This is a genomic window from Pseudomonas sp. LBUM1649, assembly GCF_059716155.1.
This window is the reverse complement of sequence record NZ_CP166807.1, coordinates 791458-816816: the sequence shown is the minus strand read 5'-3', so window position 1 is coordinate 816816 and position 25359 is coordinate 791458. Positions and strand designations below refer to the sequence as shown.

22 protein-coding genes and 3 tRNA genes are annotated in these 25359 nt (G+C 58.4%); 2 read left to right on the top strand and 23 right to left on the bottom strand.

Annotation, left to right across the window (positions count from 1 at the left end; translation table 11 throughout):
* Window positions 1-1759: 1759 nt before the first annotated feature.
* The 3 genes from ampE to ACA058_RS03625 all read right to left on the bottom strand — a co-directional run bounded on the left by ampE (window position 1760) and on the right by ACA058_RS03625 (window position 3417).
* Window positions 1760-2596 (bottom strand): regulatory signaling modulator protein AmpE, encoded by an 837-nt coding sequence (ampE, locus tag ACA058_RS03635; RefSeq protein ID WP_497637892.1) that lies wholly within the window; start codon window positions 2594-2596, stop codon window positions 1760-1762.
* Window positions 2596-3153: a 1,6-anhydro-N-acetylmuramyl-L-alanine amidase AmpD gene (ampD, locus tag ACA058_RS03630; RefSeq protein ID WP_497637891.1), complete on the bottom strand. Its 558-nt coding sequence runs from the start codon at window positions 3151-3153 to the stop codon at window positions 2596-2598. The genes ampE and ampD overlap by 1 nt, the downstream gene beginning before the upstream one ends.
* A 63-nt stretch (window positions 3154-3216) precedes the next feature.
* The gene (locus tag ACA058_RS03625; RefSeq protein ID WP_497637889.1) at window positions 3217-3417 is read right to left on the bottom strand and encodes a hypothetical protein; all 201 of its coding nucleotides are present in this window, start codon (window positions 3415-3417) and stop codon (window positions 3217-3219) included.
* A 353-nt stretch (window positions 3418-3770) separates the two neighbouring features.
* Between ACA058_RS03625 and nadC the strand changes: the two genes are divergently transcribed.
* Entirely contained in the window at window positions 3771-4619 is an 849-nt protein-coding gene (gene nadC, locus ACA058_RS03620; protein WP_497637888.1) for a carboxylating nicotinate-nucleotide diphosphorylase, read from the top strand.
* A gap of 114 nt (window positions 4620-4733) precedes the next feature.
* Here nadC and ACA058_RS03615 read toward each other — a convergent pair whose 3' ends face one another.
* From ACA058_RS03615 to rlmE, 17 genes are all read right to left on the bottom strand, one after another.
* The gene (locus tag ACA058_RS03615; protein ID WP_497637886.1) at window positions 4734-5039 is read right to left on the bottom strand and encodes a DUF6388 family protein; all 306 of its coding nucleotides are present in this window, start codon (window positions 5037-5039) and stop codon (window positions 4734-4736) included.
* A 134-nt stretch (window positions 5040-5173) separates the two neighbouring features.
* Window positions 5174-5249, bottom strand: a tRNA-Thr gene (locus ACA058_RS03610).
* A gap of 181 nt (window positions 5250-5430) precedes the next feature.
* On the bottom strand, window positions 5431-7536 hold the full coding sequence (pnp, locus tag ACA058_RS03605) for a polyribonucleotide nucleotidyltransferase (protein WP_007942868.1): 2106 nt from the start codon (window positions 7534-7536) through the stop codon (window positions 5431-5433).
* A gap of 196 nt (window positions 7537-7732) precedes the next feature.
* Window positions 7733-8002 carry a 30S ribosomal protein S15 gene (gene rpsO / locus ACA058_RS03600; RefSeq protein WP_046820615.1) on the bottom strand — a complete coding sequence of 90 codons (270 nt, stop codon included), beginning with the start codon at window positions 8000-8002 and terminating at the stop codon, window positions 7733-7735.
* A gap of 140 nt (window positions 8003-8142) precedes the next feature.
* Window positions 8143-9060, bottom strand: coding sequence for a tRNA pseudouridine(55) synthase TruB (gene truB / locus ACA058_RS03595; protein WP_497637884.1), 918 nt, complete (start codon window positions 9058-9060; stop codon window positions 8143-8145).
* 3 nt (window positions 9061-9063) lie between these two features.
* Window positions 9064-9465, bottom strand: coding sequence for a 30S ribosome-binding factor RbfA (rbfA, locus tag ACA058_RS03590; RefSeq protein WP_497637882.1), 402 nt, complete (start codon window positions 9463-9465; stop codon window positions 9064-9066).
* A 159-nt stretch (window positions 9466-9624) separates the two neighbouring features.
* Window positions 9625-12147, bottom strand: a complete 2523-nt coding sequence (gene infB / locus ACA058_RS03585; protein ID WP_497637881.1) for a translation initiation factor IF-2 — start codon at window positions 12145-12147, stop codon at window positions 9625-9627.
* A 27-nt stretch (window positions 12148-12174) separates the two neighbouring features.
* A complete protein-coding gene (nusA, locus tag ACA058_RS03580; protein WP_007900474.1) occupies window positions 12175-13656 on the bottom strand; it encodes a transcription termination factor NusA in 1482 nt (493 codons plus the stop codon).
* 59 nt (window positions 13657-13715) lie between these two features.
* A complete protein-coding gene (gene rimP / locus ACA058_RS03575) occupies window positions 13716-14174 on the bottom strand; it encodes a ribosome maturation factor RimP (protein WP_064119463.1) in 459 nt (152 codons plus the stop codon).
* A gap of 138 nt (window positions 14175-14312) precedes the next feature.
* Window positions 14313-14389, bottom strand: a tRNA-Met gene (locus ACA058_RS03570).
* Between the two features lie 97 nt (window positions 14390-14486).
* Window positions 14487-14572, bottom strand: a tRNA-Leu gene (locus ACA058_RS03565).
* A gap of 22 nt (window positions 14573-14594) precedes the next feature.
* Window positions 14595-14978, bottom strand: a complete 384-nt coding sequence (gene secG / locus ACA058_RS03560; RefSeq protein ID WP_017336473.1) for a preprotein translocase subunit SecG — start codon at window positions 14976-14978, stop codon at window positions 14595-14597.
* A gap of 4 nt (window positions 14979-14982) precedes the next feature.
* Complete coding sequence (gene tpiA, locus ACA058_RS03555; protein ID WP_497637879.1) at window positions 14983-15738, bottom strand: triose-phosphate isomerase; 756 nt, start codon at window positions 15736-15738, stop codon at window positions 14983-14985.
* 66 nt (window positions 15739-15804) lie between these two features.
* A complete protein-coding gene (gene glmM / locus ACA058_RS03550) occupies window positions 15805-17142 on the bottom strand; it encodes a phosphoglucosamine mutase (RefSeq protein WP_497637878.1) in 1338 nt (445 codons plus the stop codon).
* 16 nt (window positions 17143-17158) lie between these two features.
* Window positions 17159-18010 carry a dihydropteroate synthase gene (folP, locus tag ACA058_RS03545; protein WP_497637877.1) on the bottom strand — a complete coding sequence of 284 codons (852 nt, stop codon included), beginning with the start codon at window positions 18008-18010 and terminating at the stop codon, window positions 17159-17161.
* An 8-nt stretch (window positions 18011-18018) separates the two neighbouring features.
* Window positions 18019-19929: an ATP-dependent zinc metalloprotease FtsH gene (gene ftsH, locus ACA058_RS03540; protein ID WP_497637875.1), complete on the bottom strand. Its 1911-nt coding sequence runs from the start codon at window positions 19927-19929 to the stop codon at window positions 18019-18021.
* 202 nt (window positions 19930-20131) lie between these two features.
* Window positions 20132-20761, bottom strand: a complete 630-nt coding sequence (gene rlmE, locus ACA058_RS03535; RefSeq protein ID WP_095194001.1) for a 23S rRNA (uridine(2552)-2'-O)-methyltransferase RlmE — start codon at window positions 20759-20761, stop codon at window positions 20132-20134.
* Between the two features lie 101 nt (window positions 20762-20862).
* Here rlmE and ACA058_RS03530 point away from each other — a divergent pair, with 101 nt between their 5' ends.
* A complete protein-coding gene (locus ACA058_RS03530; RefSeq protein WP_007942889.1) occupies window positions 20863-21171 on the top strand; it encodes a YhbY family RNA-binding protein in 309 nt (102 codons plus the stop codon).
* 9 nt (window positions 21172-21180) lie between these two features.
* Here ACA058_RS03530 and ACA058_RS03525 read toward each other — a convergent pair whose 3' ends face one another.
* Genes ACA058_RS03525 through carB form a run of 3 tightly spaced genes read right to left on the bottom strand, consistent with a single transcriptional unit; the run spans window position 21181 to window position 25314 of the window.
* Window positions 21181-21585 carry an MFS transporter gene (locus ACA058_RS03525; RefSeq protein WP_497637873.1) on the bottom strand — a complete coding sequence of 135 codons (405 nt, stop codon included), beginning with the start codon at window positions 21583-21585 and terminating at the stop codon, window positions 21181-21183.
* A gap of 28 nt (window positions 21586-21613) precedes the next feature.
* On the bottom strand, window positions 21614-22090 hold the full coding sequence (greA, locus tag ACA058_RS03520) for a transcription elongation factor GreA (RefSeq protein WP_497639855.1): 477 nt from the start codon (window positions 22088-22090) through the stop codon (window positions 21614-21616).
* 2 nt (window positions 22091-22092) lie between these two features.
* On the bottom strand, window positions 22093-25314 hold the full coding sequence (gene carB, locus ACA058_RS03515) for a carbamoyl-phosphate synthase large subunit (RefSeq protein ID WP_497637871.1): 3222 nt from the start codon (window positions 25312-25314) through the stop codon (window positions 22093-22095).
* Window positions 25315-25359: the final 45 nt, after the last annotated feature.

The following is a 25359-nucleotide window of genomic DNA, read 5'->3' as shown; positions in this document are numbered from 1 at the left end:
ACGGTGCCGTTGAACACCTCGCCCAACTCGCCCAACTCATCACGACTGTGGGCGTTGAAGGTGACCGTCATGTCACCGGCCGCCACTTTGTCCATGACCGCGCCAAGACGCTTGAGGGTGGTGCGGGTCGAGGCGTAGAAGGCGCCGTAAAGATAAAAGATCAGCACAAACACCACCGACAGCGCCACGGCCTGCAGAATCATGTGCGTGCGGTTCTGTTCCAGGCGCTGTTGCAACTGGGTGCCGAGAAAATTCAAGGTGGCTTCATTGAGTTGGTAGGTCTGGCCCATCAGCGCCGAGACCTGATCGTAAAAGGCCTGCCACGGTGCATCGAGCGTGTCGGCCATCACCACCTGCTCTTCGAACAGTTCGCTGGCCTTTTTCAACGAGGCCTTGCTGCTGTCAGCCTGGGCTGCCAGGGTTTCGCGTGCGGCGTTGCTGGAGCCCGTTGCGTCCTGCAGCTTCAGCCCATACTCGGCCTGTAGCTTTTCGATTTGCGCCAGCAATTCATCGAAACGCGTGCTCGACGACGAATTGAGAAACCCCTGGCCCAGGGAAGCGGAGCCCAATGCGCGGCCTTCGCCGAGCATCTGGGTAATGCGCGGAGTGACGTTGGTGACGAGTTCGCTCAGCTGACGCATGTCACTTTGGCTGTCGTGGCTCAGGCCGGCCTGACTGGCGATGATCTGGCCGAAGACCTGCGCGTTGCCGAGCAGCTTGCCAATCAGTGCGCTTTTGCTTTGCAGGGAAGTTTCCGTTTGCTGAGCTTTGAACGCGTTGATCATTTCATCGCGCTTGGCATCGAACAGCACGATCTGCTCCGGATCAGTGGCCATCGCAGTCAACCCCTGCAAGCGTGCCAGAACACCTTGTTCCAGCTTGCCGATCTGCGCCTCGACATTCCCCGCCTTGCCGGATTGGCCCAGGGCGACGTTGATCTGCACAAGATTGTTCAGGGTTTCCAGATCACGCCTTAAAGCGAGACTGCTGCCCAACAGATCCAGGCTCTGCAGTTCGACCCGGGTGCCCTGGAATTCGCGATAGGAATCACGCACCAGGTAGAAGTTGGTTACCAGCATCGGCACCAGGAACAGAACGCTGATCAAGCTGAACTTCATGCCAAAGCTCAGGCGGTTCATCAGCGCGACGGCGGGATAGAGCAAGCTCATCACTGGAAGTCTCCCTTGAATTTCTTATTTTTATTTGGCGAGCGCAGCGAGACAGCAGATAGCCAGTATTCGGCGCTATCTCTGTATAGCGTAAATCAAGGGAGTGCTTTGTAACTTAAGGTTAACGGAACGCACAATCCTGTGGGAGCGAGCCTGCTCGCGAAGGCGGCCTTACAGCCGACCATTCTCTTTCGGGTGTACATATCCATTCCTGCGGTAACGGCCACCTATGGTTTCGCCCTTACGGCGAGTCACTTGGAAAAGCCCCAAGTAACCAAGGGCTCTTGCCCCTGGCGTTCGGTGCCTCGCTAATGCTCGGCATGCCCTCGCTCCGGTCCTGCTCCGTGGGCCCGCCGCGATGGGCCATCCATGGCCCAGCGCGGCTAACCCGGCATCCATGCCGGGTTACCCACTGCGCAGAACCTCCACTCGGCCTCTCGATGGGACAAGAAAATCAAAAGCAAAAGCGAGGCGGCCTACCGGCCGGCCTGATCGGGAGCCGTATTCATTTCCCGTAGGAGCCAGGCTTGCCGGCGAAAGCGCTCGAAAGACCAGCGCTATATCAAGGACGCCTTCGCCGGCAAGCCTGGCTACGGCAGAACGGTCCACAACGCAAAACCCGCATACCAGAGCACTGCCGCCCGCAGCAGCAACTCCCAGATACGGTCGAGATTATGGATTCCTTCGGGCCCGGCCACCGGGGCTGGAATTTCGCCGGCCACCAGTCCGACCTTTTCGATCAATTGGGCGGCGCTGATGTTCCAGTTCAACAGTTCGTGCAACATCACTCGGCTGACCGCGACAAAGTTGCCGACCAGGGCGAGGCTCGCTGCCAACAGACGCACCGGCACCCAGTCGAATGCATGGCGCAGTTGCGCGGCGCGCTCGACTACGACCGGGTTTTGCCCGTGCTCTTCGGCCAGGGCCAGCAATCGATAACTCAGCGCGGCGACCGGTCCCAGCAGGAAGTACCAGAAAATGATCGCGAAAAAGCTCTGGTAGGCCTCCCACAGCAAATGCCCTTCGACCCGCTCCAGCAGTTGCTCGGCATTGTCGGCGCAGATGTCCAGATCACGCTTGGCTACATGAGCCGCCGCTTGCAGGTCTTCGCGGCGCCAGGCATCGCGGAAGGGTCCGAGACCGCCCAGCAGATCACCCCGCCCCAGGCTGTAGATCACCACCAGCAAATGCACCGGCAGCGCCAATAGACCGTAGGCTACAGGGTCGAGCACCACCAGCAGCAAGCCCAGCAGCGCCACCGGAAACAACACCAGCACAGCCAGGACCAGCCAGGGACGGTTCACAAGACGCGGGCTGAGTTCAAGCTTGTGCAGCTCACGAATCCAGCCAGCGTCGCGTTGAACCCGGTGGCGCAGGGCCGAAAATTTTTCGATCCACACCGCCAACAGCAACACCAGAAAACTCATTATCCTTCCTCTTGTGCCAAGGCCGCGCGATAGCGTGCCCAGTCGAACGCGGGCCCCGGATCGGTCTTGCGTCCGGGGGCGATATCGCTGTGCCCGCAGATGCGTTGCGTGGTGATTGCCGGAAACGCCGATTGCAACTGCCGGGTCAGGGTGGTCAACGCTCGATATTGCGCATCGTCGAATGGCAGATCATCCGTGCCTTCGAGCTCGATGCCTACGGAAAAATCGTTACAGGTTTCCCGCCCCTCAAAACTCGAAACACCGGCATGCCAGGCGCGCTCAATGCAAGAGACAAACTGAGTGACGGTGCCGTCACGCTCGATCAGAAAATGCGCAGACACCCGCAGGTCGGCAATCCCCTCAAAGTAGGGATGCTCCGTGACATCCAGGCGGTTCTGGAAAAACTCCTGCACCTTGCCAGTCTTGAACTGCGCTGGCGGCAGGCTGATGTTGTGGATCACCAGCAGGGAAATTTCGCCCTCGGGGCGCGCATTGAAGTTGGGCGAGGGGCATAAATGCACGCCCTTGCACCAACCGCTCGCGGGGTCCAGCTGCATACAGATTCCTTCAACGACGACTGTGTTGGCGCCCAGTATGCCGCGATAGCCCACCGGGAGCGATCACTTGACGCGATTGAGGCACTGCAGTTTGCCGATCATTGCCGCCAGGGCTCGGTCAAACAAGGCGCTATCGTCAGGTACGCGAGCAGTAATGGCCGGACCTTCCTCAGCCGTAGGTAGAATGAATGGCTCCAATACCTCGACCAGCGCCGTCGCACCGGCTGGCGAATGCAGCGGATGCATGAACAGTTGAACGTGCAAGCGCTCCAGCTCGCTGAAAAATGCGCTGATGGAAAACGGATCGAACGCTGAACTTCAACTTGCTGCGACGGCGTTCGTCACGGGTAAACGCAAGCAACTCAGCCAGCAGTTCGGAAAGTGTCGCAGGATCTTCGACAAACCCATGACGTCAAATACAAGGCGAATTATCTTGTAAAGGGAGCCCTCGCGCTATCCCGACGCGCGCTGCGCAGGAAAAGGAGGTGGCCTCTGGATGTCGATGGCGCACTCAATCGACCAAATGCAGGCTTCAGAACGCCGGGAACAGTCCTGACGCCTTGGGTTGCTCAGTACCATGGCCCTATAATCGGAGCACTTTGTTTGTGGAGTGCCTTATGCCGAATCTACGTCTCGCCGACTTGAACGCCGAAATCGAAGCCAACGTGCGCCGCGCGTTGCTCGAAGACATCGGCAGCGGCGATATCACCGCACAGCTGATCCCGGCCGAACGCCTGGCCAAAGCCACCATCATTACTCGAGACGCCGCCGTCATCAGCGGCACCGCCTGGGTGGACACCGTGTTTCGCCAGCTGGACCCACGGGTTGCGGTGCACTGGCAGGTTGCCGATGGTGAGCGGGTCAAACCCAATCAGGTATTGTTCCACCTCGAAGGACCGGCCCGCTCGCTGCTGACGGGTGAACGCAGCGCGCTGAACTTCCTGCAGATGCTCTCCGGCGTCGCCACTCGCGCGCAGCAGTTGGCAGACTTCGTTGCCAATACCCAAGTGAAACTGCTCGACACCCGCAAGACCCTGCCCGGGCTGCGCCTGGCGCAGAAGTACGCCGTGACCTGCGGCGGTTGCCACAATCACCGCATCGGCCTGTATGACGCCTTCCTGATCAAGGAAAACCATATCGCCGCCAGCGGAGGCATCCCGCAGGCCATCGCCGCCGCACACAAGATTGCTCCTGGCAAGCCGGTAGAGATCGAAGTGGAAAGCCTGGATGAACTCAAGGAAGCCCTGGCGGCCAGTGCCGACATCATCATGCTCGACGAACTGAGCCTGGATGACATGCGCGAAGCCGTGCGCTTAAACAACGGCAAGGCTAAGCTGGAGGCCAGCGGCGGGATCAACGAAAGCACGTTGCTGCCGATTGCCGAAACCGGGGTGGATTACATTTCGATTGGTGCGATGACCAAGGATGTGAAGGCGGTCGATCTGTCGATGCGACTCAGTCTCTGATTCGAAACTGTAGGAGCGAGCATGCTCGCGATGAACCCAAGAACGCCGCGGGGTGCCAGGCTTCCCGCGTAATCGTTGGCGTCCATCGCGAGCATGCTCGCTCCTACACGTGTGTCAGACCACCAGGTTGTTCATCTCGCAGTATTCTTCCCACTCGACGCCCAAGACCTCGGCCGCTTCCTTGTGCAGTTTCAGGCGTTCGGTCTCGTATTCTTCCGGGCTTGATGTGTACTTGAGCGTCAGTTCCCACGGCTGCAAGCCCTGGGCCTCGGCTTCATCCTCGAACGCCCACTGAATCTGGTCTTTCTGATCATCGGCTGGCAAGTCCTTGATCTCTTCCAGTAAATGGGGCACGTCCAGCACGTACTTCTTGAGGGCTTCTTCGTGTCTGGCTTCTTGAGTCAATTCTTTAACGGTCATGGCGTTCTCGTTGATCTGGGGAATGGAAGATGGATCTGGATCATCAAGGATCTCTCTGACGCAAAAAAACCAATTGAAGCCCGGCTTTTCTGGCCTTCAGAACCATTCGGGATCGTCTGAAAACAACGTGTCGCTGGTGCCCGAGACAGGAATCGAACCTGCGACCTTCGCGTTACGAGTGCGCTGCTCTACCAACTGAGCTACACGGGCGGTGGGCTAAACCTAGCACTGACCATAGAGTCAGGCAACTTCGAACCCTGTTAAAAATCAAAAGATCGCAGCCTGCGGCAGCTCCTACAGAAGGCTGCGATCTTTTGATCTTTCTGCACATAGCAAAACGCCCCGAACCAGTCGGGGCGTTTTGTTATTCAGCGGTCAGACGCGGGGGTGATTAAACGCCCGAGGCCTTGGCTGCTGCTACGTCCTTGATGGACAGCTTGATACGGCCGCGGTTGTCCACGTCCAGTACCAGTACTTCCACTTCCTGACCTTCTTTCAGGATGTCGGTCACTTTCTCAACGCGAGCGTCGCTCAACATGGAGATGTGAACCAGGCCGTCCTTGCCAGGCAGGATGTTGACGAATGCGCCGAAGTCGACGATGCGCTCAACCTTACCGACGTAGATCTTGCCGATTTCAGCTTCTGCGGTGATGCCCAGAACGCGCTGACGTGCAGCTTCAGCAGCTTCCTTGGTTTCGCCGAAGATCTTGATCGAGCCGTCGTCTTCGATGTCGATCGAAGCCTTGGTCTCTTCACAGATCGCACGAATGGTCGCGCCGCCTTTACCGATAACATCACGGATTTTGTCGGTGTCGATTTTCATCGCGATCATGGTCGGAGCATTTTCCGACAGTTCGGTGCGGGACTGACCAATGATCTGGTTCATCTGACCGAGGATGTTCAGGCGCGCTTCCAGGGCTTGGCCCAGAGCGATTTCCATGATCTCTTCGGTGATGCCTTTGATCTTGATGTCCATCTGCAGCGCGGTAACACCCTTGGCGGTACCGGCTACTTTGAAGTCCATGTCGCCCAGGTGGTCTTCGTCACCCAGGATGTCGGTCAGGATGGCGAATTTCTCGCCTTCTTTAACCAGACCCATGGCGATACCGGCAACCGGTGCCTTCATCGGCACACCAGCGTCCATCAGGGCCAGGGAAGCGCCGCAAACGGAAGCCATCGAGCTCGAACCGTTGGATTCGGTGATTTCCGATACCACACGGATGGTGTACGGGAACACGTCAGCGGCAGGCAGCATGGCTGCAATCGAACGACGGGCCAGACGGCCGTGACCGATTTCGCGACGACCAGCGCCACCCATGCGACCACACTCACCTACCGAGAACGGAGGGAAGTTGTAGTGCAGCATGAACGGGTCTTTTTTCTCGCCTTCCAGGGTATCCAGCAGTTGTGCGTCACGGGCGGTGCCCAGTGTTGCAACAACCAGCGCCTGGGTTTCGCCACGGGTGAACAGTGCCGAACCGTGGGTCTTTGGCAGAACACCGACTTCGATGTTCAGAGGACGTACGGTCTTGGTGTCGCGGCCGTCGATACGTGGCTTGCCGTTTACGATGTTTTCGCGAACGGTGCGGTATTCGATTTCGCCGAAAGCTGCTTTGACTTCGCTGGACGAAGGCTGGCCTTCTTCACCGGACAGCTTGGCAACAACCTGATCTTTCAGCTCACCCAGGCGAGCGTAACGGTCGGCCTTGATGGTGATGGTGTAAGCCTGGGAGATCGCGTCGCCGAATTCGGCACGGATTGCGCCGAGCAGTGCGGTAGCTTCTGGCTGTGGAGCCCAGGTCCAGGTTGGTTTGGCAGCTTCGGCAGCCAGTTCTTTAACGGCGTTGATCACAACCTGGAACTCGTCGTGAGCAAACAGTACGGCGCCCAGCATCTGGTCTTCGGTCAGCTCTTTGGCTTCCGATTCAACCATCAGCACGGCTTCCGAGGTACCAGCAACGACCATGTCCAGGCTCGAAGCTTTCTGTTGCTCGTAAGTCGGGTTCAGCAGGTAGCCGGTGCTTTCATGGAAAGCAACGCGGGCGGCGCCAATCGGGCCATCGAAAGGAATGCCGGAGATGGCCAGAGCAGCCGAGGTACCGATCATCGCAGCGATGTCCGGATCGGTCTTCTTGCTGGTGGAAACGACGGTGCAGACAACCTGCACTTCGTTCATGAAACCTTCTGGGAACAGCGGACGGATCGGACGGTCGATCAGTCGGGAAGTCAGGGTTTCTTTCTCGGAAGGACGGCCTTCGCGCTTGAAGAAACCGCCAGGGATCTTACCGGCAGCGTAAGTCTTTTCCTGGTAGTGAACAGACAGAGGGAAGAAACCCTTGCCTGGATCGGCTTGCTTGGCACCAACGACGGTCACCAATACGCTGACGTCGTCGTCAACGGTGACCAATACTGCGCCGGAGGCCTGACGGGCGATACGGCCAGTCTCGAGGGTAACGGTCGATTGACCGAACTGGAATTTTTTGATTACCGGGTTCACGGTGTCCTACCTTCTTTTGTGGCTCTTGGGGAAACTGGGTTCTTGCGAAATTCTTGGGCAACGCCGGGAATCGGCCCGACTCGATTGTCCAGGGTAAAGCTGATATCCAGATAAAACTTGAGGCTGGGAGCCTGCCATGCGCCGGCGGAAACCCGCTGACGCACGACAGACAACCAACCTCTAGCGCAATCGCTTATTAGCGACGCAGACCCAGGCGACCGATCAGAGCGCTGTAACGGCTCACGTCTTTGCCTTTCAGGTAGTCCAGCAGCTTACGACGCTGGTTAACCATGCGGATCAGACCACGACGGGAGTGGTGGTCTTTACCGTTGGCCTTGAAGTGACCTTGCAGTTTGTTGATGTTGGCGGTCAGCAGTGCAACTTGCACTTCTGGCGAACCAGTGTCACCAACAGCTTGCTGGTAGTCAGCTACGATTTGAGCTTTTTCTTGAACGTCGAGAGCCATGAGGCAATCCTTTTATCAGGAAACTGTTTCAAAAACAGTTTCAACAGGCCAGGGACAAATCCCTGTATCTAAAAATGAGTAGTGACCGTGCCTGCTAACAGCCACACTCGCCAGCCTGCTGTTACACAGACTGGTTCCGGTCATTCTGACCGAATCAGTCGACGCGGCGCGATACGCCCGTCTTCGCTCACTTCACCGATACCGATGAAGCGACCATTGTGATCCTGTACCCGTACCATGCCGAACTTCGGGGCATCCGGGGCGCGTACCGGTTGGCCGTTGAGCCAATAGAACGCGCTCGCTTCCGAGAACTGCAACAGTGGCCAATCCAGCAGGCCGCTGTCCGATGGCATCAGGAAGCGGTCGACCGCCTCGTTGCCGCCTTCGGCATGTACCGCTTCCAGCTCTTCGAGGGTAACGGTCTGCGCCAGGGTGAAAGGCCCGGCCTGGGTACGTCGCAGTTCTGCAACGTAAGCGCCACAACCGAGTTGCTCACCGATATCCTCCACCAGGGTGCGAATATAGGTGCCTTTGGTGCAATCCACCGCAAGCCGCGCAGTATCCCCTTCGAAGGCCAGCAATTCCAAGCGCGTAATAGTAACAGAACGCGGTTCGCGCTCCACTACTTCACCTGCACGGGCCAGCTTGTACAGGGGTTGCCCATCACGCTTGAGGGCCGAGTACATCGGCGGTATCTGACTGATTTGCCCACGAAATTGCGGCAACACAGCTTCGACATCGACGCGACCAACGGTCACCGGGCGCTCCTGCAAAACCTCACCCTCGGCATCCGCCGTGGTGGTGGTCTTGCCCAGCTGCGCCAGGGTTTCGTAACCCTTGTCGGAATCGAGCAGGTACTGCGAGAACTTGGTGGCCTCACCGAAGCACAGCGGCAACACGCCCGTGGCCAGCGGATCGAGACTACCGGTGTGCCCGGCCTTCTCGGCGTTGAGCAACCAGCGGACCTTCTGCAAGGCTGCGTTGGAGGTGAACCCCAGCGGTTTGTCGAGCAGGATGATGCCACTGACGTTACGACGGATACGTTTGACCTGAGCCACCGATTACTCCTTGGCGTCTTCGGGTTCAGCCGATACCGGGCGCTGACTGTCTTCAGCCACAGCGCGTTCGATCAGGGCCGACAGGTGCGCGCCACGCACGACGCTTTCGTCGTAGTGGAAGTGCAACTGCGGAACGCTGCGCAACTTCATCTCGCGAGCCAGCTGCATGCGCAGGAAACCGGCGGCGGAGTTGAGCACCTTGATGCTTTGCGCGATGTCTTCGTGGCTGTCCTGACCCATCACGGTGATGAAAATCTTGGCGTGACCGACGTCACGGCTGACTTCCACAGCGGTAATGGTGACCAGGCCGACACGCGGGTCTTTGACTTCACGACGGATCAGTTGGGCCAGCTCGCGCTGCATCTGATCGCCGATACGTTGGGTACGGCTATATTCTTTTGCCATGTCTTGTTACCTGTTACTGCCCCACGGTGAAACCCGTGAGGTCTGAAAGCGGCAAACGCCCGGCCTGACAAAAGCCAGACCGGGCGTTGCGTTTAGAGTCCGGGCGATGCGCCGCGCAATTGCATGCGGCTGGCCATCACGGCTCTTGAAGTGCGCGAGTTAGAGGCTGCGAGCAACCTGGACCTTCTCGAAGACTTCGATCTTGTCACCGACCTTGACGTCGTTGTAGCTCTTCACGCCGATACCGCATTCCATGCCGGCACGTACTTCGGAAGCGTCATCCTTGAAGCGGCGCAGGGATTCCAGCTCGCCTTCGAAGATAACGATGTCTTCACGCAGTACACGGATTGGACGGTTACGGTGAACAACACCTTCGATCACCATGCAACCGGCGATCGCGCCAAACTTCGGCGAACGGAACACGTCACGCACTTCGGCGATGCCCAGGATGTTCTCGCGAACGTCGCTGCCGAGCATACCGGTCAGGGCTTTCTTGACGTCTTCGATGATGTCGTAGATCACGTTGTAGTAACGCATATCCAGACCTTCCTGCTCGACGATCTTGCGAGCGCCGGCATCGGCACGCACGTTGAAGCCGAACAGTACAGCGTTGGAGGCCAGTGCCAGGTTGGCGTCGGATTCGGTGATACCACCGACACCGCCACCGACCACGCGCACTTGCACTTCGTCGTTGCCCAGGCCGTTCAAGGCACCGTTCAACGCTTCCAACGAACCACGGACGTCGGATTTGAGGACGATGTTGAGCGTCTTCTTCTCTTCCTGACCCATGTTTTCGAAGATGTTTTCCAGCTTGCCGGCGTGAGCGCGAGCCAGTTTGACTTCGCGGAACTTGCCTTGACGGAACAGAGCCACTTCACGGGCTTTCTTCTCGTCGGCAACCACGCTCATCTCGTCGCCAGCGTCCGGGGTACCGTCCAGGCCGAGAATCTCGACAGGGATGGCCGGACCGGCTTCCTTGATTGGCTTGCCGTTCTCGTCGAGCATGGCACGCACGCGGCCATAGTTCGAACCGACCAGGACCATGTCGCCCTGGCGCAGGGTACCGTCTTGAACCAGAACGGTAGCCACCGGGCCACGGCCCTTATCCAGGCGCGATTCAACCACGACACCACGGCCAGGAGCCGAAGGCGTAGCCGTCAGTTCCAGAACCTCGGCTTGCAGCAGAACGGCTTCGAGCAGTTCGTCGACGCCAGTACCCATCTTCGCCGAAACCGGTACGAACGGGGTGTCACCACCCCACTCTTCCGACGTCACGCCGTGTACCGACAATTCGCTACGGATGCGATCGAGATCGGCGCCCGGCTTGTCGATCTTGTTCACTGCCACGACCAGCGGAACACCCGCGGCCTTGGCATGCTGAACAGCTTCGATGGTCTGCGGCATCACGCCGTCGTCCGCTGCAACCACCAGGATCACGATGTCGGTCGCCTTGGCACCACGGGCACGCATTGCGGTAAACGCAGCGTGACCAGGGGTGTCGAGGAACGTCACCATGCCACGGTCGGTTTCAACGTGGTAGGCACCGATGTGCTGGGTGATACCACCGGCTTCGCCAGCAGCTACCTTGGCACGACGGATGTAGTCGAGCAGGGAAGTCTTACCGTGGTCAACGTGGCCCATTACGGTCACAACCGGCGCACGGGAAACAGCCTCGCCTTCAAACTTCAGGGACTCGGCCAGGGAATCTTCCAGGGCGGTGTCGCTGACCAGGGTCACTTTGTGGCCCAGCTCTTCGGCAACCAGCTGGGCAGTTTCCTGGTCCAGTACCTGGTTGATGGTCGCTGGAGTACCCAGTTTGAACATGAACTTGATGATTTCAGCAGCCTTCACCGACATCTGTTGGGCGAGATCGCCAACAGTGATGGTTTCGCCGATCTTCACTTCGCGCACGACAGGGCCGGTTGGGCTCTGGAAACCGTGGGCGTTGCGCTTCTTCAGCTTGGCCTTGCCGCGACCACCACGACGGAAGCCATCGCTTTCTTCGTCGGTAGTACGCGGGGCAACACGTGGCGCCGGCGCCTTTTCCTTGACCGAAGCACGATGCGGAGCGTTTTTGCGCTCGCCATCGCCACCACCACCGCGACGATTGTTGTCGTCGGCACGTGGTTTGTCCGGACGACGCTGCTCGTCGCGCTTGCGGGTATCGGCTGCAGGTGCCGGAGCGGCTGCCACGACCGCCGCGCTTTCGCGCACAGGCTCGGCCACCGCAGCTGGCGCTGCAACAGGTTGGGCGGTCGGCGCAGCAGCAGGCTGGCGACGCGCTTCTTCTTCGGCGCGACGCTTGGCTTCTTCTTCAGCCTTCTGACGTGCAGCATTTTCTACTGCGCGACGTTCATCCAGTTCACGCTTGCGCTCGGCTTCGATTTCTTCCGGGCTGCGCTGTACGAAGACTTTCTTCTTGCGTACTTCAACGCTGATGCTTTTGCTGCCAGCAACACGCAGGGTGCTGGTGGTTTTACGCTGCAGCGTAATCTTGCGTGGTTCTTCCACTTTCGCCTTGTGGCTGCTTTTCAAGTGAGTCAGCAACGATTGCTTCTCACTGTCAGTCACACTTTCTTCGGCGGCGGTGTGCGGCAGACCTGCCTCACGCATCTGCTGCAACAGGCGCTCTACCGGTGTTTTGACCTCATCGGCCAGTTGTTTCACCGTGACTTGCGTCATGCACTTCTCTCCTCAGGCCGCGCCTAATTACTCGAACCAGTGGGCTCGGGCGGCCATGATCAACTTGCCGGCACGATCATCGTCAATGCCGTCGATGTCGAGCAGGTCGTCAATAGACTGCTCGGCCAGGTCTTCGCGGGTAATTACGCCGCGCACCGCCAGTTCCATCGCCAAATCCTTGTCCATACCCTCAAGCGAGAGCAGGTCTTCGGCCGGATGGGCGTCTGCCAGCTTTTCCTCAGTAGCGATGGCTTTGGTCAACAAACGATCCTTGGCACGAGCGCGAAGCTCGTTGACGGTTTCTTCGTCAAAGCCGTCGATGTTGAGCATTTCTTCCAACGGTACGTAGGCAATCTCTTCCAGGCTGGTGAAGCCTTCATCTACCAGCACCTGTGCCAGATCTTCGTCGACTTCCAGCTCGTCGATGAAGTTGCGCAGGATGTCGCCGGTTTCTGCTTGCTGCTTAGCCTGGATGTCCGATTCGGTCATCACGTTCAGGGTCCAGCCAGTCAACTGGCTAGCCAGACGCACGTTCTGACCACCGCGACCGATGGCCTGAGCCAGATTGTCTGCGCCAACGGCGATGTCCATTGCATGGGCATCTTCGTCAACGATAATTGCCGCCACTTCAGCCGGCGACATTGCATTGATTACGAACTGAGCCGGGTTATCGTCCCACAGGACAATGTCCACACGCTCACCGCCCAACTCGCCCGACACTGCCTGGACGCGCGAACCGCGCATTCCGATGCAAGCGCCCTGCGGGTCGATGCGTTTGTCCTTGGAGCGGACGGCGATCTTGGCGCGCGAACCCGGATCACGGGACGCAGCCATCACTTCGATCAGGCCTTCAGCAATTTCCGGCACTTCGATGCGGAACAACTCGATCAGCATTTCCGGCGCGGTACGCGACAGGATCAGCTGCGGGCCGCGGTTCTCGGTGCGGATTTCCTTGAGCAGCGCACGCAAGCGCACGCCGACCCGGAAAGTTTCGCGAGAAATGATGTCTTCACGGGCCAGCAACGCCTCGGCGTTGTTGCCCAGATCGACGATCACGTTGTCGCGGGTGACTTTTTTCACGGTGCCGGAGATGATTTCACCCAAGCGCTCGCGGTAAGCGTCAACAACCTGGGCGCGCTCGGCTTCGCGAACCTTCTGCACGATGACTTGCTTGGCAGTCTGTGCAGCGATACGACCGAATTCGATGGATTCGATCTTCTCTTCGACAACATCGCCAACCTTGGCACCAGGATGCGTTTCGGCAACCTTGCTCGGCCAGGTTTCGATGGCCGGATCGTCCAGGTCCGCTTCTTCGACCACCGTCCAGCGACGGAAAGTCTCGTAAGCACCGGTGTGGCGGTTGATTTCCACACGCAGATCGACTTCGTCCTCGAAACGCTTTTTGGTAGCCGTGGCCAGAGCGAGCTCCAGCGCTTCAAAAATTACGTTAGCCGGTACGCCCTTTTCATTGGATACCGACTCAACAACCAGCAGTACTTCTTTGCTCATCGTACGCCTCGCCTTTCGCAAGCCATTGGATCCGCGGGATCCGCAGTATCTGGCACGCCTCAGTCAAAACTGGGAATAATGTTGGCCTTGTCGATCATATCGATCGGCAACAGGAACTCATGGTCATCTACCTGCACCACGACGTCCTGCTCTTCTACACCGCGCAGAAGGCCCTGAAAGTTGCGTCGTCCTTCAAAAGGCGAGCGCAGCTTGATCTTCACTTGTTCACCGGCAAATTTTGCAAACTGCTCAAGAGTGAACAGCGGGCGTTCCATGCCTGGCGAGGAAACTTCGAGGGTGTATTCAACGGTGATTGGATCTTCAACATCCAGCACACCGCTGATCTGACGGCTGACGATGGCACAATCGTCCACCAGCACACCGCCCTCTTTATCGATATAAACGCGCAACATCGAGTGACGACCTTGAGCCGAAAACTCGATACCCCAGCATTCATAGCCTAGGGCCACGACCACCGGGGCCAGCAAGGCCTGCAACTCTTCTAGCTTGCTCGACACCTGAACCCCCTCGTGCATGTATGTGCATGCTGTGCAAAATAAAAAAATGGGCGAAACGCCCATCCTTGAAACGCCGTCGAACAGCGGCGTTGGAAGTGTCCAGCTAACAAAAAGCCCCTTAAAAGGGGCTCCTTAAACTGGTTGCGGGGGCCGGATTTGAACCGACGACCTTCGGGTTATGAGCCCGACGAGCTACCAGACTGCTCCACCCCGCGACAAAGCTGGGGCGGAAGTATACGACCGATCCCTGACAGGGTCAATGTAACCTTCCACCTGCAAGAAAGCCCGCAACAGCGGGCTTTCCTGACTAATTGGTACCGAGAAGGGGACTCGAACCCCTACACCCTATGGGCACAACCACCTCAAGGTTGCGTGTCTACCAATTCCACCACCTCGGCAATACTACGTTTGAAACCCTTCTTACTTCTGCTCTTGAGCTGGAGGCACGTCAGTCGCTGGAGTAGCCGACTTTTGCTCTTGAAGCACCGGGACATCATCAGAAGCCGGTTGTTGCTTTGGAACTTCCAACACTGCCGGGTTTGGCAAACCTACTTGAGTCAGCTGGTGAGCTTTCTCTTTAGCAAAGTAACCTAACCCTAAGCTGGTTATGAAGAAACCTGCGGCAAGTATAGCAGTAAACTTACTAAGAAAGGTAGAGGAACCTTGGCTTCCGAACACAGTATTTGAAGCACCTGCTCCGAAAGACGCGCCAGCGTCCGCACCTTTACCCTGCTGCAGCAAAACCAGAGCTACTACGCCCAATGCACCCAGCAGATGAAAAACGACTACGACTGTTTCCAGCATTTTTTCAGTTTCCCGCGGCGCGACAAATCGCACCGAACTCATCTGCATTCAGGGAAGCCCCACCAATGAGGCCCCCATCGATATCCGGCATGCCGAACAGTTCGACCGCATTGGCCGCCTTCACGCTGCCGCCGTATAGAAGCCGCACACCTTGCGCGACTTCAGAATTCTCTGCCGCCAACTGTGCGCGAATGGCTGCGTGCACATCCTGCGCCTGTTGCGGTGAAGCAGTCAGCCCGGTGCCAATGGCCCAGACCGGCTCGTAAGCGATTACTGCCTTAGCAAACACACCGACACCCAGCTCTTCGATGATGCTGCCCAGCTGATGCGAGACGACCTCAAGGGTCTTCCCGGCTTCACGCTGTTCAAGGGTCTCCCCTATGCACAACACCGGAACCAGGCCACTTGCCTGTGCCGCTGCAAACTTGCGAATCAGCACTTCGTCCTGCTCGCCCATTAACTGGCGGCGCTCGGAGTGCCCGACAAGCACCAGGGAACAACCTGCATCCACCAACTGACTTGGCGAGACCTCACCGGTCAGTGCACCTTGTCCGGATTCCACCGCAGAATTCTGCGCACCGATCGAAATCGACTTTCCTTTCAAGCCATCAACCACTTGGCTGATATGCAACAAAGGCGGGAATACCGCTACATCAACACCGCTCGGCAAGGCCAAGTCACGTAGGCCGTTGATCAGCTCAGCGACGCTGGCGCGGGTACCGTGCATCTTCCAGTTACCAGCTACCATAGGGCGACGCATGCTGTACCTCGTCGGTCAAAGTGGGCGCAGATGTTACCCAACACAATCAAGGCTGGCAAGCCGAATTCAGGCAGAAACTTCAGTAACCAGTTTTGCCAGCTCTTCGGCGTAGCCGCGAACCAGGGTTTCGTCTTCGCCTTCGACCATTACACGTACCAGCGGCTCTGTCCCGGACTTGCGCAACAGCACGCGCCCGCGACCCGCCATGGCCTGGGTGACACGCTCGCTGGCCTCCTTGACCGACGCATGCTCGAGCGGGTTTGCACCGCCACCGAAACGCACATTGATCAACACTTGAGGGCACTTGCGCAATGCCTGACGAGCCTCTGCCAGACCTTGCGAGCGAGTCTTCAGCGCCATCAGCACCTGCAGCGCGGCGATGATTGCGTCACCGGTCGTGGTGTGATGGAAGCACACGATATGCCCCGAGTTCTCGCCACCTATCAGCCAGTTGCGCTCCAGCAGATCAGCGATCACATAACGGTCACCGACGTTGGCGCGCACAAAGGGAATCGCCAGGTCCGCCAGGGCGAGCTCCAGCCCCAGGTTACTCATCAATGTACCGACCACACCGCCTTGCAGCTTGTCCTGCTCATGTAGATCGCGAGCAATGATGTACAGCAGCTCATCGCCATCGACGATGGCACCGGTGTGATCAACCATCAGTACCCGATCGCCGTCACCGTCGAACGCGATACCCAGGTCGGCATGCTCGGCCAACACGGCAGCCTGCAGCTGGCCCATATGGGTCGAACCGCAGTTATCGTTGATGTTCAGGCCATTGGGGTGCGCGGACAGGACCACGACATCGGCACCCAGCTCGCGGAATACGCTGGGCGCCACCTTGTATGTCGCACCATGGGCGCAGTCGATGACGATTTTCAGACCGGAAAAGCTGGTGCCGGTCGGCACGCTGCTCTTGCAGAATTCTATATAGCGACCAGAGGCGTCGTTGATTCGCGAGACCTTGCCGATCTTGCTCGACTCAACCACGGTCATCGGGGTGTCGAGCAGCTCTTCGATCATGTGCTCGATTTCATCGGGAAGCTTGGTACCCTTCCCGGAGAAAAACTTGATGCCATTGTCGTCATGGGGATTGTGCGAAGCACTGATCACGATGCCGGCTTCAGCATGAAAGGTACGCGTCAGGTAGGCGATGGCCGGCGTCGGCATCGGGCCCAGGAGCATCACGTCGGCACCAGCCGACGTCAGCCCGGCCTCGAGTGCCGATTCGAACATGTACCCGGAAATCCGCGTGTCCTTGCCGACCAACACCTTGCACGCGCCCATCTTGCGAAACGCCATGCCGGCAGCCCAGCCCAGCTTGAGCATGAAGTCAGGAGTGATCGGATACACGCCGACCCGACCGCGAATGCCGTCGGTGCCAAAATATTTTTTAGTCATAAGTACTCCATCATTCTTATTCGGCTGATTCCACTGCGGTGATCATTTTCACCACATCAACTGTTTCAGCTACGTCATGGACACGCAATATACGCGCGCCCTTGTGCGATGCCAGCGCCGCGAGGGCAAGACCCCCATACAGGCGCTCCCCGACGGGGCGATTCAACGCTTGGCCGATCATGCTCTTTCGCGACACCCCAACCAACAACGGGCGCCCCAAGGCATGCAAGGCTTCCATGTGCTTGAACAAGCTTAGATTGTGCTGCAGATTTTTTGCGAAGCCAAAACCCGGATCAAGAATGATCCGTTCAGCCGTAATCCCCACCATTGCGCATTGAGCCATGCGCTCGGCAAGAAACTCGCCCACCTCTTGGGTGACGTCCTGGTAGTGCGGGTTGTCCTGCATGTCACCCGGCTCACCGAGCATGTGCATCAGGCAAACGGGCAAGCCGGTAGCCGCCGCCGCATCCAGCGCACCCTCGCGGCGCAACGAACGCACGTCATTGATCAAGCCGGCGCCCAGTCGCGCGGTTTCGCGCATGACCGCGGGCGTGGAGGTATCAACCGAGATGATTACATCCAGCTCACGGTGAATACACTCGACGATCGGCGCCACGCGCTCGAGCTCTTCGAGTGGTGAAACCGCCCTGGCGCCCGGGCGAGTGGACTCGCCGCCGACATCGATCAATGTGGCGCCAGCCGCGACCATGGCTTCGGCATGTCGCAATGCCGCATCGAGCTGGCTGAATTTGCCACCATCGGAGAAAGAGTCGGGAGTGACATTGAGAATGCCCATGACATGCGTCTGGGCCAAATCAAGAACCCGGTTGCCGCAAGGCAACCGGGTCGAGGACTGAACAAAAGTCATTTCAAACCTTAAACGTCAGCAGCGGGACCGCCGATAGGTGTTTCCGGACGCTCACCCTGCACCGCCGGAGGCGTACCGGAGGTACCGGTACCACCAGACCAGTCGCGAGGTTCGCGAGGTGTACGTCCTGCCATGATGTCGTCGATCTGCTCGGCATCGATGGTTTCATACTTCATCAAGGCATCGGCCATGGCGTCGAGCTTGTCACGGTTGTCCGTGAGAATCTGCTTGGCGGTGCCGTAGCACTGGTCGATGATGCTGCGCACTTCGGAGTCGATCAGCTTGGCTGTCTCACCGGAGAAACTTGCACCCTGGCCACCGCCGCCGCGACCGAGGAACACTTCGCCTTCCTCTTCAGCGTACATCAGCGGACCGAGTTTTTCGGAAAGACCCCACTTGGTCACCATGTTCCGCGCAATCTGGCTGGCACGCATGATGTCGTTGGACGCACCAGTGGTCACGCCATCGAAGCCCAGGGTCATTTCTTCAGCGATACGGCCACCGTAGAGCGAGCAGATCTGGCTGATCAGCGCACGCTTGGACAGGCTGTAGCGATCCTCTTCCGGCAGGAACATGGTCACACCCAGCGCACGACCGCGCGGAATGATCGAGACCTTGTACACCGGATCATGCTCAGGCACGACGCGACCGACAATGGCGTGGCCAGCTTCGTGATAAGCGGTGTTCTGCTTTTCTTTCTCGGACATGACCATGGATTTGCGCTCGGCACCCATCATGATCTTGTCTTTGGCCAGTTCGAACTCTTTCATTTCGACGATGCGCTTGCCGGCACGGGCAGCGAACAACGACGCCTCGTTGACCAGGTTGGCCAGGTCTGCACCCGAGAAACCAGGAGTACCACGAGCGATCACCGCCGGAGCGACGTCGTCACCCATTGGCACTTTGCGCATGTGAACCTTGAGAATCTGTTCGCGACCACGGATATCCGGCAGACCGACCACAACCTGACGGTCGAAACGGCCCGGACGCAGCAGCGCAGGGTCCAGTACGTCAGGACGGTTGGTCGCAGCAATCACGATGATGCCGTCGTTCATTTCGAAGCCGTCCATCTCCACCAGCAACTGGTTGAGAGTCTGCTCGCGCTCATCGTGACCACCGCCCATGCCGGCACCACGGTGGCGACCGACGGCGTCGATTTCATCGATGAAGATGATGCACGGCGCGTGTTTCTTGGCCTGTTCGAACATATCGCGAACACGGCTGGCACCGACACCGACGAACATCTCGACGAAATCGGAACCGGAAATGGTAAAGAAAGGCACCTTGGCTTCGCCGGCAATCGCCTTGGCCAGCAAGGTCTTACCGGTACCCGGAGGACCCACCATCAATACGCCGCGAGGAATGCGGCCGCCCAGACGCTGGAACTTGCCCGGATCACGCAGGAACTCGACCAGCTCGCCGACTTCTTCCTTGGCTTCGTCGCAACCGGCAACGTCGCCCAGGGTGGTTTTCACCTGATCTTCGGAGAGCAGGCGCGCCTTGCTCTTGCCGAAGCTCATCGGCCCGCCCTTCCCACCGGCACCGCCCTGCATCTGCCGCATGAAGAACATGAACACGGCGATGATCACCAGGATCGGGAAGCTCGCGACCAGGAGTTGAGTCCAGATGCTTTGCTGCTCAGGCTGTTTGCCTTCGACCACGACGTGGTTGTCCACCAGGTCGCCGATCAGACCGTTGTCCTGGATTGCCGGACGAATGGTCTTGAAGCTGTCGCCATCGTTGCGCTTACCGGTAATCACATAACCATCCACGGCTACGCGCTCGACCTTGCCATCCTTGACCTGCTGGATGAAGTCGGAATAGTTGAGGGTCTGCGGCTCGTTAGGGCTGGAGAAGTTGTTCATCACTGTCACCAGGACAGCCGCGATGATCAACCACAGGATCAGATTCTTTGCCATATCGTTCAATTAACTACCCTCTGAAGCTAGCGCCGCTGATGGCGCGCGCTTCGCATGATATTCACCGGCCTAACTTACTACATTACCTACAACACTGGCAGGCGCCGTCTGTAACCCTTTGTGAAACACTTCCTACACAATATTCGCAATTTCTCACAGGGCGAAATACGAAATTCCTATTGCCCCGCAAAAAAAACTCGCTTTATTCACTCCGGCCGCGGTAGCCCCAAGCCAGCATGTATTGCTCGCGGGAACTGCCACGGGAAGAGTCCGGCTTGATCATCTGGACCTTGTCGAATTTCTGACGAGCGTCCTTCACGTAAGCATCAAACCCTTCACCCTGAAAAACCTTGATCACGAAATTACCACCCGGCTTGAGTATCCGAGCCGCCAGATCAAGAGCCAGCTCGCAAAGAAACATGGCTTTGGGCATATCTACGGCAGGCGTACCACTCATATTGGGGGCCATATCGGAAATCACAAGGTCCACCTGCGAATTACCCACGGCGTCCAGGATCCGAGCGAGCACTTCGTCCTGGGTGAAGTCACCCTGGATGAAAGTCACGTCCGGAATGCTGTCCATTTCCAGAATGTCCGAGGCGATCAGGCGCCCCTGACCACCGATCAGCCGACTAGTGACCTGCGACCAGCCACCGGGCGCCGCCCCCAGGTCGACAACGGTCATACCCGGACGGATCAGCTTGTATTTCTCCTGGACCTCCAGAAGCTTGTAACTCGCACGCGAGCGGTAGCCATCCTTCTGCGCCTGCTTCACATAGGGATCATTGACATGTCTTTTCAGCCAACCAAGGCTTGTCTTGGAACGCGCCATTGGGCACCTCGATGATAAGGGTCGTGATTAATTGGGCGGATCCACGAACCCTCGGGTAAAATGGCCGCCATTTTACAGAATCCAGACGAAAGGGTCAGATTATGCCGCTCACTCAAGAGCAGAAGAAACAGTACAAATCCATTGGCCACCATCTGAAACCAGTTTTGATTGTGGCTGACAACGGTTTGACTGAAGGTGTGTTAGCCGAACTTGAACGCGCATTGGCGGATCACGAGCTGATCAAGATCAAGCTCAATATCCTCGATCGCGAATCGCGCCTGGCGTCCATTGCAGAACTCTGCAAGGTCGGCAAAGCGGATCTGGTTCAAGTCATCGGCAAGATGGCACTGATTTACCGCAAGAACTTCAGCGTCAACAAGCAGCTGTCGAACGTCCATCGCTTCAAGTGATGACAAGGGTCAGGGGTGTGCTTCGCGCACCCTGCCACTCCACCCCGGCACCGGCTGCATGATCAGTACCAGCCCCGAGAAGCCCATAACCAGATAGCTGAACACCTGCCAGCGCTGCGCATCCGGCCAGCCAACACGCACAGCGACAAACATCGCACACGCGCACAACGCGATCAGCAGCACCTGCCCACGAAAATCCCGCCATAGACTGGCAAGGCCATTGGCCTGTACCAGCACCAAAGCCTGAAAAATCACGCACACGGCGGCAAACCCCACCACCATGGTCTCGAACATGCCGGCGATCTCATCGATCAGCAACGGTGCCAGGCCAATTCGGCCCAACACCGGCTGCAAACCGAGATGCACCAGCCACAGACCGCCGACCCACAACATCTGGGCCAGCTGCCAGAGCATGGCGCCCGCATTCAGCGGGTGCCTTGCTTCAGATGTGACGGACTTCAACAATCTCGTACTCGATAACGCCGCTTGGCGTTTTCACGGCGACCACATCACCCTCTTCCTTGCCGATCAAGGCACGGGCCAGGGGAGAGCCCACCGAAATCTTGCCGAGTTTGAAGTCAGCCTCGTCCTCACCCACGATGTGGTAAGTGACGCGCTCATCCGTCTCGACGTTGGCGATTTCAACGGTAGTACCGAAAATCACTTTACCGGTGTGAGGGATGGTCGTGACGTCGATGATGACCTGATTCTGAATCCGGCCTTCAATGTCCCGAATCCGCGCCTCGACCATACCCTGCTGCTCGCGAGCAGCGTGGTATTCGGCGTTTTCCTTCAAGTCACCCAACTCACGGGCCGTACCGATGTCCTGGCTGAGCTTCGGACGAACGACCTTGGTCAGGTGGGTGTGCTCTTCTTCCAGGGCGCGAGCGCCCTGAACGGTCATCGGGTACTTGGTTATGCTCATGCCTTCAATCCTGCGTGTAGATCCTGCAAGCGGCGTACGGTCTTCTCGGGACCGAACTTCAGCGCTTCGCAGATCGCTTCGCCAGCAGCAATGGTGGTGGTGCAGTAAATCTTGTGCTGCAGGGCGTTGCGACGAATGGAATAGGAGTCAGCGATCGACTGACGGCCTTCGGTGGTGTTGATGATCAGGGTGACTTCGTCATTCTTGATCATGTCGACTACGTGCGGACGCCCTTCGGTTACCTTGTTCACGCGGCGCACTTTCAGGCCTGCGGCTTCGATCAGCTTGGCAGTACCGGCAGTGGCAACCACTTCAAAGCCCAAGTTGATCAGATCACGGGCCACGCCCGCAACCAGTGGCTTGTCGTCATCACGCACACTGATGAACGCAGTACCGCCGGTCGGCAGCACTTCGCTGGCGCCCATCTGGGCCTTGGCAAATGCTTCACCGAAGGTGTCGCCCACGCCCATCACTTCACCGGTGGACTTCATCTCCGGGCCGAGAATCGGGTCAACGCCAGGGAATTTGGCGAACGGGAACACCGCCTCTTTCACGCTGTAGAAGTTCGGGATGATTTCCTTGGTGAAACCCAGTTCTTTCAGGGTTTTACCGGCCATCACGCGCGCAGCGATCATCGCCAGGGAAACACCGATGCACTTGGACACGAACGGTACGGTACGGGAAGCACGCGGGTTGACTTCGATGACGTAGATGTCTTCGCCTTGCAGCGCCAACTGTACGTTCATCAGGCCGACCACGCCCAGCTCCAGGGCCATTTTCTTGACCTGTTCGCGCATCTCGTCCTGGATGTGCGCCGGCAGCGAATACGGCGGCAGCGAGCATGCGGAGTCACCGGAGTGAACGCCGGCCTGCTCGATGTGCTGCATGATTGCGCCGATGACGACGTCTTTGCCGTCGCAGACCGCATCCACGTCCATTTCGATGGCGCAGTTGAGGAAGTGATCCAGCAGCACCGGGCTGTCGTTGGACACTTGAACCGCTTCACGCAGGTAGCGCTTGAGTTCTTCTTCTTCGTAGACGATTTCCATCGCACGACCGCCCAGTACATAGGACGGACGCACCACCAGCGGGTAACCGATCTTCGCGGCGGCACGAATCGCTTCGTCTTCGCTGCGCACGGTGGCGTTTGGCGGCTGACGCAGGTTCAGGCGCTGGACCATTTGCTGGAAACGCTCGCGGTCTTCGGCACGGTCGATGGCGTCAGGGCTGGTGCCGATGATCGGCACGCCAGCGGCTTCCAGGGCACGGGCCAGTTTCAGAGGAGTCTGGCCGCCGTACTGGACGATAACGCCTTTTGGCTTCTCGACGCGGACGATTTCCAGCACGTCTTCCAGGGTCACTGGTTCGAAGTACAGGCGATCGGAGGTGTCGTAGTCGGTCGATACGGTTTCCGGGTTGCAGTTGACCATGATGGTCTCGTAGCCGTCATCGCGCAGGGCCAGTGCCGCGTGTACGCAGCAGTAGTCGAACTCGATGCCCTGGCCGATACGGTTAGGACCGCCACCCAGGATCATGATCTTGTCGCGGCCCGACGGCGCGGCTTCGCACTCTTCCTCGTACGTCGAGTACAGGTACGCGGTGTCGGTGGCGAACTCGGCAGCGCAGGTGTCGACGCGCTTGTAGACCGGGAAGATGTCCAGCTTATGACGGTGGGCACGCAAGCTCTTCTCGGTCACACCCAGCAGCTTGGCCAGACGCATATCGGAGAAGCCTTTACGCTTGAGGCGGAACATCAGGTCGCGGTCGATGCTGGTCAGACCCAGGGTCTTGACCTTCTCTTCGTCCTTGATCAGATCTTCCATCTGCACCAGGAACCAAGGATCGATCATGGTCATGCCGAAGATGTCTTCAACGCTCATGCCGGCGCGCATTGCATCCGCCACGTACCAGATACGCTCGGCGCCCGGCACGGTCAGCTCGCGCTTGAGGACGCTCATGCTTTCCGGGTTGCTCAGGTCAACCTTCTCGTCCAGACCGCAAACGCCCACTTCCAGGCCACGCAGGGCTTTCTGCAGGGATTCCTGGAAGGTACGGCCGATGGCCATGACTTCACCGACCGACTTCATCTGAGTGGTCAGGCGCGCGTCAGCCTTGGCGAACTTTTCGAAGGCAAAGCGTGGCAGCTTGGTCACGACGTAGTCGATGGACGGTTCGAAGGACGCCGGAGTCTTGCCGCCGGTGATGTCGTTCGACAGTTCGTCCAGGGTGTAGCCCACAGCCAGCTTGGCCGCGACCTTGGCGATCGGGAAACCGGTGGCTTTCGAAGCCAGTGCCGAGGAGCGGGATACACGCGGGTTCATCTCGATCACGACCATGCGGCCAGTGTCCGGGCAGATGCCGAACTGAACGTTCGAACCGCCGGTTTCCACACCGATCTCACGCAATACCGCCAGGGAGGCGTTACGCAGGATCTGGTATTCCTTGTCGGTCAGGGTCTGTGCCGGCGCCACGGTGATCGAGTCACCGGTGTGCACGCCCATCGGGTCAAAGTTTTCGATGGAGCAGACGATGATGCAGTTGTCCTTTTTGTCACGGACAACTTCCATTTCATATTCTTTCCAGCCGATCAGCGATTCGTCGATCAGCAGCTCTTTGGTCGGCGACAGGTCCAGACCACGGGCGCAGATTTCTTCGAACTCTTCACGGTTGTACGCGATACCGCCACCGGTGCCACCCATGGTGAAGGACGGACGGATGATGCACGGGAAGCCCAGCTTCTCGAGGACCGCATTGGCCTCTTCCATGCTGTGGGCGATGCCGGAACGCGGGCACGCCAGGCCGATGGATTTCATCGCCTTGTCGAAACGCGAACGGTCTTCAGCCTTGTCGATGGTGTCGGCGTTGGCACCGATCATTTCTACACCGAACTTCTCCAGAACGCCTTCGCGCTCCAGGTCCAGGGCGCAGTTCAGGGCGGTCTGGCCACCCATGGTCGGCAGCAGCGCGTCCGGACGCTCTTTCTCGATGATCTTGGCAACGGTCTGCCACTTGATCGGCTCGATGTAGGTGGCGTCGGCCATGGACGGGTCGGTCATGATGGTGGCCGGGTTGGAGTTCACCAGGATGACGCGGTAGCCCTCTTCGCGCAGGGCTTTGCAGGCCTGGGCGCCGGAGTAGTCGAATTCGCAGGCCTGGCCGATCACGATCGGGCCAGCGCCGAGAATCAGGATGCTTTTAATGTCTGTACGTTTTGGCATGGGTTTGTCACTCAAATCCGCAGGTCAGTCGGCAAGCCGTCTTGT